Source organism: Bacillus sp. LJBS17 (assembly GCF_019334685.1).
Taxonomy (GTDB): domain Bacteria; phylum Bacillota; class Bacilli; order Bacillales; family Bacillaceae; genus Bacillus; species Bacillus subtilis.
The window spans coordinates 272,821-289,069 of sequence record NZ_CP079759.1; the positions used below are offsets into that span (position 1 = coordinate 272,821).

17 protein-coding genes are annotated in these 16,249 nt (G+C 45.0%); 9 read left to right on the forward strand and 8 right to left on the reverse strand.

What is annotated here, in order from left to right; all coding sequences use genetic code 11:
- Window positions 1–43: 43 nt before the first annotated feature.
- Window positions 44–772 (forward strand): twin-arginine translocase subunit TatC, encoded by a 729-nt coding sequence (gene tatC / locus KXZ66_RS01500; protein WP_003234779.1) that lies wholly within the window; start codon window positions 44–46, stop codon window positions 770–772.
- On the opposite strand, the gene pcp is transcribed toward tatC, so the two are convergent.
- Window positions 769–1,416: a pyroglutamyl-peptidase I gene (gene pcp, locus KXZ66_RS01505; protein WP_038427317.1), complete on the reverse strand. Its 648-nt coding sequence runs from the start codon at window positions 1,414–1,416 to the stop codon at window positions 769–771. The genes tatC and pcp overlap by 4 nt on opposite strands.
- A gap of 78 nt (window positions 1,417–1,494) precedes the next feature.
- On the opposite strand from pcp, the gene KXZ66_RS01510 reads away from it, so the two are divergent.
- Complete coding sequence (locus KXZ66_RS01510; RefSeq protein ID WP_151870470.1) at window positions 1,495–2,607, forward strand: aminotransferase class V-fold PLP-dependent enzyme; 1,113 nt, start codon at window positions 1,495–1,497, stop codon at window positions 2,605–2,607.
- A 41-nt stretch (window positions 2,608–2,648) separates the two neighbouring features.
- Here the strand turns inward: KXZ66_RS01510 and lmr(B) are convergent, their stop codons facing one another.
- Both lmr(B) and lmrA read right to left on the reverse strand, forming a co-directional pair.
- The gene (gene lmr(B) / locus KXZ66_RS01515; protein WP_003234772.1) at window positions 2,649–4,088 is read right to left on the reverse strand and encodes a lincomycin efflux MFS transporter Lmr(B); all 1,440 of its coding nucleotides are present in this window, start codon (window positions 4,086–4,088) and stop codon (window positions 2,649–2,651) included.
- Window positions 4,089–4,126: 38 nt separating this feature from the next.
- Window positions 4,127–4,693: a transcriptional regulator LmrA gene (lmrA, locus tag KXZ66_RS01520; protein ID WP_003234771.1), complete on the reverse strand. Its 567-nt coding sequence runs from the start codon at window positions 4,691–4,693 to the stop codon at window positions 4,127–4,129.
- 216 nt (window positions 4,694–4,909) lie between these two features.
- On the opposite strand from lmrA, the gene ansZ reads away from it, so the two are divergent.
- On the forward strand, window positions 4,910–6,037 hold the full coding sequence (gene ansZ / locus KXZ66_RS01525) for an asparaginase AnsZ (protein ID WP_003234769.1): 1,128 nt from the start codon (window positions 4,910–4,912) through the stop codon (window positions 6,035–6,037).
- A 161-nt stretch (window positions 6,038–6,198) separates the two neighbouring features.
- On the forward strand, window positions 6,199–6,837 hold the full coding sequence (lipA, locus tag KXZ66_RS01530; RefSeq protein ID WP_003234767.1) for a lipase EstA: 639 nt from the start codon (window positions 6,199–6,201) through the stop codon (window positions 6,835–6,837).
- Between the two features lie 37 nt (window positions 6,838–6,874).
- Here lipA and KXZ66_RS01535 read toward each other — a convergent pair whose 3' ends face one another.
- Window positions 6,875–7,258, reverse strand: coding sequence for an RDD family protein (locus KXZ66_RS01535; RefSeq protein WP_151870469.1), 384 nt, complete (start codon window positions 7,256–7,258; stop codon window positions 6,875–6,877).
- Window positions 7,259–7,492: 234 nt separating this feature from the next.
- Here KXZ66_RS01535 and KXZ66_RS01540 point away from each other — a divergent pair, with 234 nt between their 5' ends.
- Window positions 7,493–8,569, forward strand: a complete 1,077-nt coding sequence (locus KXZ66_RS01540) for a helix-turn-helix domain-containing protein (protein WP_003234762.1) — start codon at window positions 7,493–7,495, stop codon at window positions 8,567–8,569.
- 39 nt (window positions 8,570–8,608) lie between these two features.
- Here KXZ66_RS01540 and natK read toward each other — a convergent pair whose 3' ends face one another.
- Together natK and natR are read right to left on the reverse strand one after the other, a co-directional pair.
- On the reverse strand, window positions 8,609–9,565 hold the full coding sequence (natK, locus tag KXZ66_RS01545) for a two-component system sensor histidine kinase NatK (protein WP_088325262.1): 957 nt from the start codon (window positions 9,563–9,565) through the stop codon (window positions 8,609–8,611).
- A gap of 12 nt (window positions 9,566–9,577) precedes the next feature.
- Window positions 9,578–10,279, reverse strand: a complete 702-nt coding sequence (gene natR, locus KXZ66_RS01550) for a two-component system response regulator NatR (RefSeq protein ID WP_041850663.1) — start codon at window positions 10,277–10,279, stop codon at window positions 9,578–9,580.
- Window positions 10,280–10,422: 143 nt separating this feature from the next.
- On the opposite strand from natR, the gene natA reads away from it, so the two are divergent.
- The 3 genes from natA (at window position 10,423) to KXZ66_RS01565 (ending at window position 13,392) form a co-directional block, all read left to right on the forward strand.
- On the forward strand, window positions 10,423–11,163 hold the full coding sequence (gene natA / locus KXZ66_RS01555) for a sodium ABC transporter ATP-binding protein NatA (protein ID WP_015252894.1): 741 nt from the start codon (window positions 10,423–10,425) through the stop codon (window positions 11,161–11,163).
- On the forward strand, window positions 11,164–12,324 hold the full coding sequence (natB, locus tag KXZ66_RS01560) for a sodium ABC transporter permease NatB (protein WP_151870468.1): 1,161 nt from the start codon (window positions 11,164–11,166) through the stop codon (window positions 12,322–12,324).
- A 135-nt stretch (window positions 12,325–12,459) separates the two neighbouring features.
- A complete protein-coding gene (locus KXZ66_RS01565; RefSeq protein ID WP_151870467.1) occupies window positions 12,460–13,392 on the forward strand; it encodes an aldo/keto reductase in 933 nt (310 codons plus the stop codon).
- A 39-nt stretch (window positions 13,393–13,431) separates the two neighbouring features.
- Here KXZ66_RS01565 and KXZ66_RS01570 read toward each other — a convergent pair whose 3' ends face one another.
- Window positions 13,432–14,496, reverse strand: coding sequence for a DUF4352 domain-containing protein (locus tag KXZ66_RS01570; RefSeq protein ID WP_003234750.1), 1,065 nt, complete (start codon window positions 14,494–14,496; stop codon window positions 13,432–13,434).
- A 22-nt stretch (window positions 14,497–14,518) separates the two neighbouring features.
- Complete coding sequence (locus tag KXZ66_RS01575; RefSeq protein ID WP_003246334.1) at window positions 14,519–14,650, reverse strand: hypothetical protein; 132 nt, start codon at window positions 14,648–14,650, stop codon at window positions 14,519–14,521.
- Window positions 14,651–14,823: 173 nt separating this feature from the next.
- On the opposite strand from KXZ66_RS01575, the gene KXZ66_RS01580 reads away from it, so the two are divergent.
- Window positions 14,824–16,245: a YcdB/YcdC domain-containing protein gene (locus KXZ66_RS01580; RefSeq protein WP_151870466.1), complete on the forward strand. Its 1,422-nt coding sequence runs from the start codon at window positions 14,824–14,826 to the stop codon at window positions 16,243–16,245.
- Window positions 16,246–16,249 lie beyond the last annotated feature (4 nt).

Below are 16,249 nucleotides of genomic sequence, written 5' to 3' on the forward strand. Positions count from 1 at the left end.
ACCGGGTCTGCCTCTTTTTTTATGAAAGGGAGGGCTTTTTTGAATGGATAAAAAAGAAACCCATCTGATCGGGCATTTAGAAGAGCTTCGCCGCCGGATTATCGTCACCCTTGCGGCATTTTTTCTATTTCTCATCACGGCTTTTTTGTTCGTACAGGACATTTATGACTGGCTGATCAGGGATTTGGATGGAAAGCTGGCTGTGCTTGGGCCGAGTGAAATCCTCTGGGTGTATATGATGCTTTCCGGCATTTGTGCCATTGCGGCTTCTATCCCTGTTGCCGCGTACCAGCTGTGGCGTTTCGTTGCACCGGCGCTGACGAAAATGGAGCGCAAGGTGACGCTCATGTACATACCAGGTTTATTTGCGTTGTTTTTGGCGGGCATCTCCTTCGGATACTTTGTCTTGTTTCCGATCGTGCTCAGCTTTTTGACTCATTTATCCTCCGGCCACTTTGAAACGATGTTTACGGCTGACCGCTACTTTAGGTTTATGGTGAATTTGAGCCTGCCGTTCGGCTTCTTGTTTGAGATGCCCTTGGTGGTGATGTTTTTAACAAGGCTGGGTATCTTAAATCCTTACAGACTGGCCAAAGCGAGAAAGCTGTCCTATTTTCTGCTGATTGTCGTATCTATATTAATTACACCGCCTGATTTTATTTCTGATTTTCTCGTGATGATCCCGCTTCTTGTCCTGTTTGAAGTGAGTGTCACCCTATCGGCGTTTGTCTATAAAAAGAGGCTGAGGGAAGAAACAGCGGCGGCCGCTTAGTGCAGCGTACCGCCCGGTGACTTCACATCCTCATCATATTGTGCGGCCGTAACAGCGGCGATTCTCAATGCCCGGACAATCGTGTCCAGGCTGAGGCTCGGCGCTGTTTTGTCGATTGTTTGCTCCGGAATGTAAGGAATATGAATAAAACCGCCGCGAATGTGCGGGGATGTCCGGCTAATGTGATCCATTAACCCGTAGAACAAATAGTTGCATACAAAGGTCCCTGCTGTGTAGGAAACCGCAGCTGGAATGCCATGTTCCTTCATCTTAGCAGTCATTCGTTTCACGGGAAGCCCTGTCCAGTAAGCGGCGGGCCCATCTGGAGAAATTTCTTCATCAATCGGCTGATGTCCTTCGTTATCGGGGATTCGCGCATCTGCAAGGTTGATCGCCACTCGTTCCGGTGTAATCTGCATCCGTCCTCCTGCTTGGCCGACACAAATTACGATATCCGGCTGATGTTTTTGAATGGCTTGGCGCAGAGTGTCCAGAGCGGATCTAAAGACAGTAGGAATTTGTTCCGCTGTAATGATTGCCTCATCCGTCTCGAAGCCATTAAGCCGTTTCGCCGCTTCCCATGATGGATTGACGGTTTCTTTGTCAAAAGGGTCAAAGCCAGTGATCAGCACTTTTTTTCTCATTCTCCCATCTCCTTTTTCTTTTATTCTATTGTTTATTTATGGGTTTTTCATCAAAATAATGTAAAGGAGTGAATCATAATGGAGCATTTGCCGCAGCAGTATCGTCATTTATTCCCAACCTTGCAGACGCATATGATGCTTGCCAGCTGTTCTCAGAGCGCATTGGCAGAGCCTGTATCAAGGGCGATCCAGGATTATCATGATAGCCTGCTGTATATGGGGACGAACTGGAAAGAAGCGATCGAAAAAACAGAGTTTGCGAGAAACGAGTTTGCAAAGCTGATCGGGGCTGAACCGGATGAAGTGGCGATTGTGCCGTCAGTTTCTGATGCACTGGTTTCTGTAGCATCGTCCTTAACTGCATTTGGAAAGAAGCACGTTGTATATACAGATATGGATTTTCCGGCGGTGCCTCATGTTTGGCAGGCACACTCCGATTATACCGTATCCGTCATTCCATCAATAGACGGCGTGCTGCCGCTTGAACAATATGAAACGCATATTTCGGATGAAACAGTACTGACGTGTGTTCCTCACGTTCATTATCGTGACGGCTATGTTCAGGATATAAAAGCGATTGCCGAGATTTCTCAGAGAAAGGGCTCTTTATTGTTTGTAGATGCTTATCAATCAGCCGGGCATATTCCCATTGATGTGAAGGAATGGGGCGTAGATATGCTGGCAGCAGGCACCCGGAAGTATTTGCTCGGCATACCGGGTGTGGCGTTTCTTTATGTGAGAAAGGAGCTGGCTGACGCACTGAAGCCGAAAGCATCAGCTTGGTTCGGAAGAGAGAGCGGATTTGATGGGGCTTATGCAAAAGACGCGCGCCGTTTTCAAACGGGCACCCCAGCTTTTATCAGCGTATACGCAGCTGCAGCAGCTTTATCGCTGCTGAATCATATTGGGGTTTCTCATATCAGGGATCATGTGAAAACGATCTGTGCCGATGCAGTTCAATATGCCGCTGAAAAAGGCCTGCAGCTGGCGGCGGCACAAGGTGGGGATCAGCCGGGCATGGTTGCGATCCGGGATGAGCGGGCATCGGAAACGGCGGCGTTGCTGAAGAAGAAAAAAGTGATTTGCGCGGCGCGGGAAAAAGTTATCCGTCTCGCTCCCCATTTTTATAATACGAAGGAGGAAATGCGGCACGCGATTGATGAAATCGCGGCGAAAACGATCCACAAGTAAACATAAAAAAGCCCCTGAACATTAGTCAGGGGCTTTTCATATTAATGATCTACCTTCACGCGCTTCATAAAGAAAGCGCCAATTAAACCGATAATGGCAACAATCATTGCAAACACAAATGCGTGCTGTACACCCGCTGTCAAAGCTTGCGGGATGACTGCCGGATCGGCAGGGTTTTTAACTGTACTCATATAATCATGCTGGCCTGCAGCCATAATGCTGACCGCAACCGCTGTTCCGATAGCGCCGGCCATTTGCTGCAGCGTGTTCATAATGGCGGTGCCGTCTGGATAAAATTCACGCGGCAGTTGGTTTAAACCGTTTGTCTGTGCAGGCATCATGATCATAGAAATCCCGATCATCAAGCAGGTGTGCAGGATGATAATCAGCACAGCTGTTGAAGTGGTCGTTACATTTGAGAAGAACCATAGTACAACTGTGACAATCACAAATCCCGGAATGACAAGCCATTTCGGCCCGTATTTATCGAACAAGCGGCCTGTAACAGGGGACATAAATCCATTTAAAATACCGCCCGGCAAGAGAACAAGACCAGATGCAAATGCAGTCAGGACTAAGCCGCCTTGCAGATACATCGGCAGAAGCAGCATAGATGACAGAATGACCATCATACAAATGAACACCATGATCACACCCAAAATAAACATCGGGTATTTGAACGCACGGAGGTTCATCATCGGCTGCTTCATTGTCAGCTGGCGGATTGAAAATAGGATAAGGCCGACAACGCCGACAATCAGCGACACGATAACAGTCGGGCTGGACCATCCCCCGGAGCCTTCACCCGCGTTGCTGAATCCGAACACAATGCCGCCGAAGCCAATCGTCGACAGGATGATAGACAATACATCGATTTTCGGCTTTGTCGTTTCAGATACATTCTGCATATATGCGATACCGAACACAAGCGCCAGCACAAGGAATGGAAGAGAGATCCAGAAAATCCAGTGCCAGTTGAGGTGCTCCAGAACCAATCCTGAGAAAGTTGGGCCGATGGCGGGCGCGAACATAATGACAAGACCGATCGTTCCCATTGCGGCGCCCCGTTTATGAGGCGGGAAAATCACCAAGATTGTGTTAAACATTAGGGGCAGTAAAAGACCGGTTCCAAGTGCCTGAACGATCCTTGCTGCTAATAAAAACGAGAAGCTCGGCGCAAGCGCCGCGATCAAGGTTCCTATAATTGAAAAGATTAGTGACACGGTAAAAAGCTGTCTTGTTGTGAACCACTGTAACAGCAGTCCTGAAACAGGAACAAGGATACCGAGTACAAGCAGGTAGCCCGTCGTTAACCATTGGACGGTTGCCGCTGTAATGTTCAATTCCTTCATAAGGTCGGTTAACGCAATATTCAGTGCTGTTTCACTGAACATGCCGATAAAACCGGCCAACAGCAAGGAAATCATAATCGGCATCACTTTGTATTGCTGAGATGCTTTAGCTGTTGTTTCCAAAATCATTTCCCCTCTCTATCAACTGCATGTAGGATGTCGTTTTTTTATCTCTTCAGCAGGTCAGGAATGCAGCTGGAGATATGAAGGAGCGGCGTACTGTTTTTTGCCGTCAAAGATAAAAGAATACCGCCTTCAATCATCGCGTTAACCACAGTGCTGGCTTCTTTTGCACGGCTCTCGCTGCAGCCAGTCTGCCGCAGTTTTTCCTCATATACAGAGGCCCATTCTTTGTAGGCTTCATGACAGGCTTCGCGCAACGGTTCGCTTTTCAATGACGTCTCAGCCGCTAGCAAGCCCACAGGCAAGCCTTCAATGTCTTCCGTACATGAAAACTGGCAGGAGAGCTCCTTCAAAAAGGCTTGAATGCCTTCCGCTGGGTCGGTGTAGGCTTCCATGCAGTCCGCGATTTTCTGACGGATATACTCCTTCATCTCATTTACGGCTTCGATCGCAAGCTGTTCTTTACCCCCGGGAAAGTGGTAGTAAAGAGAGCCTTTAGGCGCACCGCTTTCCTTTATAATCTGGTTCAGCCCCGTGCCGTAATACCCTTGCAGCTGAAAAAGCCGGGTAGCTGCCGAAAGGATTTTCTCACGGGAATCTCCATAACTCATAACATTCCCACCTTACTGAATTGCAATCAAAAATATAGTGACTGGTCTATTATCTTGATTCAATCATCAATTGTCAAGAAAAATTCATTGTATGAAAAGACAAAAAAAGAAGGATATGACAACAAAAAATACTGAGAGAAAAGCTGACTGATCTTTTGACTGAATAGATAAAATGTTCAATGATTAATCATCATATGGATGTAAGGAGAGAAATAGATGAAAAAACAACGAATGCTCGTACTTTTTACCGCACTATTGTTTGTTTTTACCGGATGTTCACATTCTCCTGAAACAAAAGAATCCCCGAAAGAAAAAACGCAGACACAAAAAGTCTCTTCGGCTTCTGCCTCTGAAAAAAAAGGTCTGCCAAACATTAGAATTTTAGCGACAGGAGGCACGATAGCTGGTGCCGATCAATCGAAAACCTCAACGACTGAATATAAAGCAGGTGTTGTCGGCGTTGAATCACTGATTGAGGCAGTTCCAGAAATGAAAGACATTGCAAACGTCAGCGGCGAGCAGATTGTTAACGTCGGCAGCACAAATATTGATAATAAAATATTGCTGAAGCTGGCGAAACGCATCAACCACTTGCTCGCTTCAGATGATGTAGACGGAATCGTCGTGACTCATGGAACAGATACATTGGAGGAAACCGCTTATTTTTTGAATCTTACCGTGAAAAGTGATAAACCGGTTGTTATTGTTGGTTCGATGAGACCTTCCACAGCCATCAGCGCTGATGGGCCTTCTAACCTGTACAATGCAGTGAAAGTGGCAGGTGCCCCTGAGGCAAAAGGGAAAGGGACGCTTGTTGTTCTTAACGACCGGATTGCCTCAGCCCGATATGTCACCAAAACAAACACAACCACAACAGATACATTTAAATCAGAAGAAATGGGCTTCGTCGGAACAATTGCAGATGATATCTATTTTAATAATGAGATTACCCGTAAGCATACGAAGGACACGGATTTCTCGGTTTCTAATCTTGATGAGCTGCCGCAGGTTGACATTATCTATGGATACCAAAATGACGGAAGCTACCTGTTTGACGCTGCTGTAAAAGCCGGAGCAAAGGGGATTGTATTTGCCGGTTCTGGGAACGGGTCTTTATCTGATGCAGCCGAAAAAGGGGCGGACAGCGCAGTCAAAAAAGGCGTTACAGTGGTGCGCTCTACCCGCACGGGAAATGGTGTCGTCACACCAAACCAAGACTATGCGGAAAAGGACCTGCTGGCATCGAACTCTTTAAACCCCCAAAAAGCACGGATGTTGCTGATGCTTGCGCTTACCAAAACAAATGATCCTCAAAAAATCCAAGCTTATTTCAATGAGTATTGAAGAAAAGAAGGCGAATAAGCCTTCTTTTTTTGGCTTTTTAGGACCAATAATGACCTCTGAATCTTAAAATTTCTTTAAAAATAAGCCAAAATTACCCTTTACTTAATTAATTTGGTAACGTAATATAATTGGAGAATTTGTTACAAAAAAAGGAGGATATTATGAAATTTGTAAAAAGAAGGATTATTGCACTTGTAACAATTTTGATGCTGTCTGTTACATCGCTGTTTGCGTTGCAGCCGTCAGTAAAAGCCGCTGAACACAATCCAGTCGTTATGGTTCACGGCATTGGAGGGGCATCATTCAATTTTGCGGGAATTAAGAGCTATCTCGTATCTCAGGGCTGGTCGCGGGACAAGCTGTATGCAGTTGATTTTTGGGACAAGACAGGCACAAATTATAACAATGGCCCGGTATTGTCACGATTTGTGCAAAAGGTTTTAGATGAAACGGGTGCGAAAAAAGTGGATATTGTCGCTCACAGTATGGGGGGCGCGAACACACTTTACTACATAAAAAATCTGGACGGCGGAAATAAAGTTGAAAACGTCGTGACGCTTGGCGGCGCCAACCGTTTGACGACAGGTAAGGCGCTTCCGGGAACAGATCCAAATCAAAAGATTTTATACACATCCATTTACAGCAGTGCCGATATGATTGTCATGAATTATTTATCAAGATTAGACGGTGCTAGAAACGTTCAAATCCATGGCGTTGGACACATCGGCCTTCTGTACAGCAGCCAAGTCAACAGCCTGATTAAAGAAGGGCTGAACGGCGGGGGCCAGAATACGAATTAATGAAAAACAAAACCTTGAAGAATGCTATTCTTCAAGGTTATTCTGCTTTCAGCACAATGGTTTTCGCCGCCATATCATGAACGGTTTGTTTTTTCTTCGTAAATGCGGCAGTCAAATAGATCAGGCGGGAGAATACATGCACCCACGCTATGATGTAACGGACAATCGCCTGTAGGAAAGAAATTTTCTCGTGTGTTTCGTCCCTCACGATTTGCAGCCCGATGATTTTTTTGCCCAGTGTGCCCTTCCAATTTGTCAGCGGCATCAGCAAAGGATACACAATCAGCATCAATATGGCGACAATAATGACACCGGCGGACTCATCGCCAAACGTAAATCCGGCTGCCAAAATCACTGCTGCGGCAATGATTACATCAAGTACAAGAGCGCAGGCGCGCAGCATGAAACCAGCTAGTTCCAATAGAAACACTCCTTAAAATGTTAAATAAATACCTAATGATTGTAAAAAAGAAGGGCCTAAAGTGGGAATAGGTGATAAGCCTTAAATCACAAAAGTTGGTGAAAATGTCATAGGTAAATTGGCATAATCAGCCAGCTTATCACATTACCAAATTCTTTTTTAGCCCGAAACCAAGCCCTCAGAAGTTATTTTTGTTAAAATAGAAAAGTTACAACAGAATTCGGAGGGTTTATTGTGGGAAAAGTGAAACGAAATGCCCCTTGCCCATGCGGCAGCGGCAAGAAATATAAAAAATGCTGCGGAAGTAAAGTTGTCGACTTCCCGGCGGAACTAGCGGCAAAAGAAGCGAAACAAATTCAGGAAGACTTAGTGGAGTATGCCTTCACAGTACATAGAGAAAGCATTTCAGGCTTTATCAACCAGCATGATTTTCTTTCTGCTATGGACAGACAGACGAAAGACATCAGCGTATTTAACTTAGGAATCTGGGGAATCTTCTTCCACCCGCTTGCTGGTGAGAAGACAATCTTCGAAGAGTACCTTCAGAAAAAAGGCGATTCGATCACTCGTCCTAAAACGCGTGAGATCGTAGAATCATGGCAGAGCATGACGCCTGCTTTATTGCTGCTGAAGGACCTGAAGGAAGGCATCATTCACTTTGAAGATGTTATTACGGCAAAACAATTCGAAGTGGAAATGGACGCCAGCAATCAAGACCTTCCTCCAGTGGGAAGCCTGATTCTTGGATACCCAATCCACGAAGCGGAAAAAGCAGAATTCTTCATGCAGTTCACGATCTTCCCGGTGAAGAGAACAGAAGCGCTGATCAGCAAGGTGAAGAAATATGCGGATGCCGCTGTGAAGGAAGGCAAAACGCCGGAGGACTTCATGAAGCAGGAATTCAACAACGTTCTGTTCGCGTTGTTAGCTGAGAAAGATGAAGAGCCACAAGCAGAGAAAGCGGAAGTAAGCACTGTTGAGTGGGCAAACGACTTGGAGAAAGAAACCGCTGCGGCTATTGAAGAAGGCATGAGCGGGGAAGAGTATCCGACTGAATTGATCCCAGCTGTTATTGACATCTGGAAAACATTCTGCGAGAAAAAATCACCTGTCATCAGAAAGCCGGAAGCTTTTGCGGCGGCAGTTGAATATTATGTAAACGCGATTTCTCTCAACGGCGCGTCCGTTTCTCAAGCTAAACTGGCGAAAAAATACGGAGTTAGTGCATCAACGATTTCCAGCCGTTACAAAGAAATTGAAAGCACGCTGCAAGATGAAGCAGATCGTTTTGCACAAGCGTTATCCTCATAATGAAAAAAACCTTGAAAAGCCGGGCTTTTCAAGGTTTTTTTATTTCTGAAACGGAATTTTGATTTCTAACCGGAAGATGGGGTGGCGGTAGGTAAAATCCAGCCTGCCAAAAGCGCTCTTCACCAGTTTTTGAATGATATATGTGCCCATGCCTTCATGAGCGCCGTTTTTCGTTGAGCGGCCAAACGATTGATAGATTGTATCGAGCACTTTTGGGTCCATCCCGGGAGTGCTGTTTTCACAAGTCAGTACATAAAGTCCGCTGCGCAGTGAAGTCTCCAGTTTAATCTCTGCTTTTTCTCGGGCCTCCGCCGCGCTGTCGAGCGCATTTTCTAATATGTTGCCGACCAAGCTGACCTGATCAGCAGGCGAAAACGGAAGGGAAGAAAGCGGTGTATGAATATGCAGCGAAACACTCACATTCGAGGCGCGGGCTTTTTCTAAAAAATCATAAAGCACCCCTGCAACGTACGCGTTCTCTCCCTTCAAAAATCGGTCATATTGACTGTATTGATCCGCCCAGTTTTGAATATATGCTTGTGTATCTGCCTTGGGCTGAGCTGATTTGATTGCAGTGATATGTTTCATTGTGTCATGATTCCGGCTTCTCACATCAATCAGCATTTGATTGGCGTGCTGTTCAGCTTGAGTCAGCTTATCAATTTGATCAGAAAGCCTTGCCTGCAAAGCAGACTGTCCGATACGGAGCCCTTCACACCCTGCAAATATTACGATTACACATAATGCCTGCATGATGTCTGTGCCGATCAGCACCACTCCCGCCGACATCACTTGAATCACGGCAATCCATGCACAAAGCCCTGAGGAACAGTGTTTCCACACCCGATTCGTATTCCAAATGTACAATCCTGCAGCAGCTGCGCCTAAAACAGCGGTGAGCCAAGAGGCGGCTGTGCTGTGTGAAAAAGCAGCAGCTCCCTGATAACATATGAAACTAAATAAAACCAGATAAAGACATTGAAAAAGGGTAATCACGTTCTGAACTCCTCAAAAGTAGTAGTTTTGAAAATAATCAAGCTGCTGCTTGGTGATCATCGCTTTTTTAGACGTTCCCTCAAAGGAAACTGTGAATGAATGCTTGGTATAAGCGGAAAAATGCTTTATGTAATGAATGTTGATAATAAAGGAACGATGCGAACGAAGAAAATCTTTTTCGGGCAGGTCGCCTTTAATATCATTTAATGTTTGATACGTTTGCACCTCTTCGGCGGTTGTCACAATCGTCGTCGAACGTCCCGTCCGTTCTGCGAAAATAATATCCTTCTTTTGCAGGACGTGCATTTCAGACTTTTGCTTTATCAATATACGCCCATTCAAACTCGTTTCCGTTTTCTTTTTCAAGTAACGGTCGAAGGAAGCGGCCAGACGCTCGGCATAGTACGGCTTCATAATATAATCATGGACGTTCAGGTCAAAGGCGTGAACCGCATAACCGCCGTGGCCGGTAACAAAAATCACATCCACATCAAGTGAATGGGATTTGATCAAATCAGCAAGCTCGTAGCCAGATATATGGGGCATCTCGATATCGGCAAGCAGCAGATCAATGTCTCCATTCTTTACCCGCCTGTAGGCTTCCTCCGCTGAATCGGTGGAAAAGACAATTTCGACGTCCTGCATTCTTGACACGATCGCTTCCAGCTTCTCTAAATCTACTCGATAATCATCTACAAGTCCGACTTTTACCATTATCATTCCCCTAGTTACATAGAATCATCTTTATTCTATCCCATTTCGCGACATAAAAAGAACTCTTCGCGACAACTTTATCCAACTAATCCAGCTTTTCTTATATAGTCATTACTAGAAATAAAGATAAGGGAGATTGTGACATGATTACACTGACCGATTGCAGCCGCAGGTTTCAGGATAAGAAAAAAGTAGTTAAAGCGGTGCGAGATGTAAGCTTAACAATTGAAAAAGGAGAAGTGGTCGGCATTCTCGGAGAAAACGGTGCCGGCAAAACCACGATGCTGAGAATGATTGCTTCCTTGCTTGAACCATCACAGGGTGTAATCACAGTAGACGGCTTTGACACGGTCAAGCAGCCGGCTGAGGTCAAAAAAAGAATCGGTGTCTTATTCGGAGGAGAAACCGGGCTTTACGACAGGATGACCGCTAAAGAAAATCTCCAATACTTCGGCAGGCTGTATGGGCTGAACCGCCACGAGATCAAAGCAAGAATAGAAGATTTATCGAAACGGTTCGGCATGCGCGATTATATGAACCGGAGAGTGGGCGGGTTTTCGAAAGGCATGAGGCAGAAAGTCGCCATTGCCAGAGCGCTGATTCACGATCCGGACATCATTTTATTTGATGAGCCGACAACTGGGCTTGATATTACGTCAAGCAACATCTTCCGCGAATTTATACAGCAGCTGAAAAGAGAACAAAAAACGATTCTTTTCTCCAGCCACATTATGGAGGAAGTGCAGGCGCTCTGTGACAGTGTCATCATGATTCACAGCGGAGAGGTGATTTACCGGGGGGCACTTGAATCACTATACGAGAGCGAGCGCAGTGAGGATTTGAATTACATCTTTATGTCTAAGCTTGTCAGGGGGATTTCTTAAATGCTGAGCCATATTTATAAAAAAGAAATGATCGACGCTTTGCGCGACAGAAAAACGATTTTACTCACAATTTTAGTGCCGATGATTATGATGCTTGGACTTGTCTTCTTTTATGAAAGCATGCTGTCCGACAAAGGGGAGCAGTACACGCTGGCTGTCGGCCATTCGCTTCCGCCCGCACTGGAAAGCAAGCTTAATGAGATTGACGAAATCAGCGTAAAAACATTTGCAAAGCCTGAAGAGGCAGTTGATGAAGGAAAAGCAGATGCCTATCTGAACGTCCCGAAAGAGTTCGACTCATATGTCAACAGCATGACACCTTTTAAGGTTGATGTTTACGGCAATTCAATCGATCAAGGGTCTTCAAATGCCATGCAGCTTGTGCAGTCTGCCTTAGATCAGTACAAAAATGAAATTGTGCAGCAACGTTTAACAAATAAGCATATTGATCAATCGGTGATCCAGCCGTTTACGATTCAGCAAAAGGAAGCGGATGAGGAGAAAGAGACTTCCGCTATTATGCTTTCCGCCATTCTGCCCATGCTGATTCTGACTTCCATTGTTTCCGGCGCAATGCCGATCGCTCTTGATATCATGGCCGGTGAAAAGGACCGGAAGTCAATCGAGGCGCTGCTATTAACGCCAGTCAGCAGAAACAAAGTGCTGGTCGGCAAGTGGCTTGCGGTTTCCACTTTTGCCGTGGCTTCAGGTGTATTGGCTTTGGTGTTTTTGATTTTGTCCACCGTGTTATTTACCGAAAATTTAAAAACGGCCTTCCAGCTGGGAGATCATATGTGGAGTGTAATCGGCGCTTCAGCCTTAATCATTGTGCTCTCTGCATTGCTGATATCTGCGATGGAACTTTTCATCAGCATCATGTCCAGCTCGGTAAAAGAAGCGCAAAGCTATATGTCTCTCGTCGTCTTTCTGCCTGTGTTCCCGATGTTTTTCATCTTCAGCAAGGCACCGAACCAATTTGACTTATCATACTTTCTCATCCCGTTTCTGAACCTGCATGCGTTATTTAAACAGCTTTTATTCGGGATGGTTGACCCGGCTGCCATTTTGTCTACGTCAGGAACCATCGCCGTGCTCATCGCCATCTTCTTTTTACTAGCCAGAGCCTGCTTCCTGAAAGACAAATGGGTTCTTCCAAAATAAACTTGCGAAAGGAGAAATACACTTTCTCCTTTTTGTATATCCTGAAAAAAGAAGGAAAATAGAAAAAGGATATCTAATACAAAAAGTGACCCTGCACTATTTTTCATCAAAATTGGTTTCAAAGGAGAAGGAACAATGGATCAAACACGTACACTCGGCAAAACGAAGCTGAAGGTGAAGCGGATCGGATTCGGCGCGAATGCGGTCGGCGGGCATAATCTATTTCCAAATCTAAATGATGAAACAGGGAAGGATTTAGTGCGCACGGCATTGGATGGCGGCGTCAACTTTATCGATACCGCCTTTATATATGGATTGGGGCGATCTGAAGAATTAATCGGCGAAGTCGTACAGGAACGCGGCGTGCGGAATGAGCTCATCATCGCCACCAAAGGAGCTCATAAAGAAGTGAACGGCAGCATTGAATTAGACAATAGCCGGGAGTTTCTTCGCAGCGAGGTGGAGAAGAGCCTGAAGCGGCTGAAAACAGATTACATTGATTTGTATTATGTTCACTTTCCGGATGGAAAAACACCTCTCGCTGAAGTGGCGGGCACTTTGAAAGAGCTGAAGGATGAGGGGAAAATCAAAGCGATCGGCGCTTCGAACCTCGATTATCAGCAATTGCAGGATTTTAATGCTGACGGCTATTTGGAGGTCTTCCAGGCCGAATATTCTCTCATACAGCGTGATGCCGAGAAAGAGCTTCTTCCATACTGTGAAAAACAAGGCATCTCCTTTATTCCTTACTTTCCGCTTGCGTCCGGACTGCTGACAGGAAAATTCACGCGAGACACAGTCTTTGATGATTTCAGAAAGGATAAACCTCAATTTCAGGGTGAAACGTTTATCCACAATCTCGAAAAAGTAGATAAGCTGAAAGCAGTAGCGGAGGAAAAACAAGCGGATACGGCACATGTCGCCTTGGCGTGGCTGTTAACGAGACCGGCGATTGATGCCATTATTCCAGGAGCTAAACGACCTGAGCAATTACAGGATAACCTGAAAACCTTGAACATTGAACTGACCGAAGATGAAGTGAATTTCATCAGCGACATTTTCAAATAAAAAAGGAAATAGCCTCCGAGGCTATTTCCTTTTGGTGTTTTATTCTTTGATGAATGCTTCGACTAATTCTGCAGCTCTGTAATCATCCATATCAAGCTGCCATTGGTCGATGTCATTTTTCTTCATTTTTACTTCAACTGTTTTTTCAGATGAAGCAGGTCCAAGCTTTTTAAATTCCTCAGGGTAGACTTGAAGCGCGTATTTCACTGCCTCTTCATAGCTGGCACTAGAGTTTTTACTGTAGTAGTCTTTCACTTTGTCTTCGATACGGTCTGAAAGAGAAGATGCATCTACAGGTTTAACTGTGGCTTCAACAATTGCTTCGTCTTTAGAGATTGAAGTCGTTTTTGCTTGAATGGAAGAGTTTTTGCTTAATCCCTCTTTAATGCCGTTCACGATATTATCAAGCGCTTTGCTGTCCGCATATGTGCTGGAAAGGCCGGAAGCTGAGAGATAACCGTCTTTGGCTGATTCATTAAAATCATTTACAATTTCATTTTTGTTAGCGCCGGTGATTTTTTCGAAATCGGCGTTATCTTTGCCGAAAAGAAGGACATCAACATAAGCTGATAACGCTTTTGCAGAATCTTGGAGCTTATCTGCCGTCGCCAGAATTTTTTTGTCTTTTCCGTCAATTTTAAAAGTAACTGATTTTGGCTTTTTATCACCGTAAGATTCCGGCGTATAGTTGAGCTCGTATTGCTTGCCTTTATCTACAACGAAGAAAAGATTTCCTTCAACGGATTTGTCAGCGTTAATCGTGCTGCCTTGAAGCTTTTCGCTATAGTCTTCAGGGTCTGTGTCAGACATTTTGGTATCACCTTGATACAATGTGAAATCCATACTGTCTACATTCAGCGGGTCTTTTCCTGTGTTTTTCACCGCGACATTGACTTTTAACACAAGCTGGTCATCTGAAGTGGACTTATCATATTTAGACGGAAGCGTATAAGAGACATCCTTGATTTTGACTTGAGCTATATCTGAGCTTTTTTCTGTTTCTGATTCTTTCTTCTCCGCGCTTGTTTTGCTGCCGGAACAAGCAGCTGTAAACATCATCAGCAGAAGAATTAGGAAAACAGCGTACGTTTTTTTCTGAAACATTCATTTTTCCTCCTCGAATGGTTTAGGAAAGGGGAGTCTTTTGTCTTTGAGAAATGGATCTTTTTGAATGGATTAGCATCATATAACCAAAAAAATCAGTTCTTTTCTCACGGTTTTCACCGGATTTTCTGGAAACTCCGCCCTCCTTTGTCATGAATGGACCTATAAAAAGTTACAACGGAATTAATTTTAAGATTATTAGCTTTTATATTGAATAGGTTCATCATCCTATTTTTGGTGAAAAATGTTCTGGTAAAACTGGTAAACTCAGAAAACTGTGTATTTTAGACTATTACTTTTTGATTAGTTGGAGGGAACTTAAGAAGGATGAAAGGGGCTGCCTTTGTGAAGAAAGAGGGACTGAAACAAAAAGCACTGGAAATCGGCCGGGTGCCGACATACTTAAAACTGGAAATTGAAGATTATGGCGGTGATGACAAAAGAGTCTGTTTTTGTTGGACAGATCCTCAGGATGAGAATATCGGCATTATCGTGGAACTTGGACCGGACGGGGAGCTGGAATCCCTTTCCCGTGATATTGAGCCTGAAAGCGGAGAAAGGCTGTCTGAGGAGAAACTAGAGGATATCATACGCCAATTTGTCGAGACTCATCATCCGGGGGCACTCTCTGCCTTTGTTCGTGAAGAAAATGACCGTGCATACGGCGATAAAGTGAGATTTTCATATGTTCAAATGGAGGCTGGGCTTCCTCTCCCCATGAGCGGATTTATGGCTGATGTTTCCTTATCAGGTGAGATCGTTTACTTCCGCTATTACGGCGAAGCGGGCAGCATCATCAAGCCAAAGAGGGTCGCGGATGTTGAAGAGGCATTTGCCTTTATCAAGAAGGACGTGGAGTTCGACCTTTTGTTTGAGGTTCTCCATCGTTCTGTTTACAAAAACGGAGATGATCAGCCGCATTTGGTGTATGAGCCTGAATGTAGGGCCATTACCGTACCTGCGGATTTGGTTCAAGAAGAACAAGGAGGAGTTGATGATGACGATAATTACAGGGAGCCTGAGAGCTTTCCTCTCCCTTTATTCGAGGGCATCCGCGAAAAGGCCGATCCTGACAGCATGATTGGTATTGAAAATGGGTTTGTCAAAGAGCGGGAAGCGGATTTGGGAGATGGGAGAATCGGAATCGTTTGGCGGAATCCGGATGACCCTGTGTATCAGCCGGCGGATAAAAGCATGGACAGCTGGTTTAAGGGACGGACTCATCAAGTGCTGAAAACCATCTATCACAAAGAAACCGGAAAACTCGAAGGCGTCATGTCATTTATGGAGGAAAAAGGGCCGCTGACAGTAACTGAGGCAGAGTGCGAAAAAATCGCGCTTCGCTTTCTGTTTGCTTTATTTCCGAATGCCGATCAATATTTTAGGATCAGATACGATGAAAAGGATGAAGAAGAAAACGCAGTCGCTGTTTTTACATTTGAAGCGCATTGTCACGGAGTTCCGATCCGATTTGGGCAGATCAAAATTTGTGTCAGCCGCCAGACAGGGTATATCACCGTTTATATGGGACCAGATATTGACCCAAATGAGCTGGCAACCATTGATCCTGTGCCGGCCATTTCAGTTGAACAAGCCAAGGCTATCTTTTGGCAGCATTTTAAAGTTGAGCTTGGCTGGGAAAGAGAGTACGGAGATGATGAAGAACACAGCTACCGGCTCGTCTATAAGCCGGTGTATCCGCGTTTTATCGATGCACATACAGGAGAGCCTGTCTTCAGCTCATGGTAAAACA

Excerpts from the sequence above, each read along its gene's own strand:
- tatC (WP_003234779.1), top strand. The coding sequence starts at position 44 with ATGGATAAAAAAGAAACCCATCTGATCGGGCATTTAGAAGAGCTTCGC.
- KXZ66_RS01570 (WP_003234750.1), bottom strand. The coding sequence starts at position 14,496 with ATGTTTCAGAAAAAAACGTACGCTGTTTTCCTAATTCTTCTGCTGATG.
- ansZ (WP_003234769.1), top strand. The coding sequence starts at position 4,910 with ATGAAAAAACAACGAATGCTCGTACTTTTTACCGCACTATTGTTTGTT.
- pcp (WP_038427317.1), bottom strand. The coding sequence starts at position 1,416 with ATGAGAAAAAAAGTGCTGATCACTGGCTTTGACCCTTTTGACAAAGAA.
- natB (WP_151870468.1), top strand. The coding sequence starts at position 11,164 with ATGCTGAGCCATATTTATAAAAAAGAAATGATCGACGCTTTGCGCGAC.
- lmrA (WP_003234771.1), bottom strand. The coding sequence starts at position 4,693 with ATGAGTTATGGAGATTCCCGTGAGAAAATCCTTTCGGCAGCTACCCGG.
- KXZ66_RS01565 (WP_151870467.1), top strand. The coding sequence starts at position 12,460 with ATGGATCAAACACGTACACTCGGCAAAACGAAGCTGAAGGTGAAGCGG.
- lipA (WP_003234767.1), top strand. The coding sequence starts at position 6,199 with ATGAAATTTGTAAAAAGAAGGATTATTGCACTTGTAACAATTTTGATG.
- KXZ66_RS01580 (WP_151870466.1), top strand. The coding sequence starts at position 14,824 with ATGAAAGGGGCTGCCTTTGTGAAGAAAGAGGGACTGAAACAAAAAGCA.
- natA (WP_015252894.1), top strand. The coding sequence starts at position 10,423 with ATGATTACACTGACCGATTGCAGCCGCAGGTTTCAGGATAAGAAAAAA.
- KXZ66_RS01510 (WP_151870470.1), top strand. The coding sequence starts at position 1,495 with ATGGAGCATTTGCCGCAGCAGTATCGTCATTTATTCCCAACCTTGCAG.
- KXZ66_RS01575 (WP_003246334.1), bottom strand. The coding sequence starts at position 14,650 with ATGACAAAGGAGGGCGGAGTTTCCAGAAAATCCGGTGAAAACCGTGAG.
- natR (WP_041850663.1), bottom strand. The coding sequence starts at position 10,279 with ATGGTAAAAGTCGGACTTGTAGATGATTATCGAGTAGATTTAGAGAAG.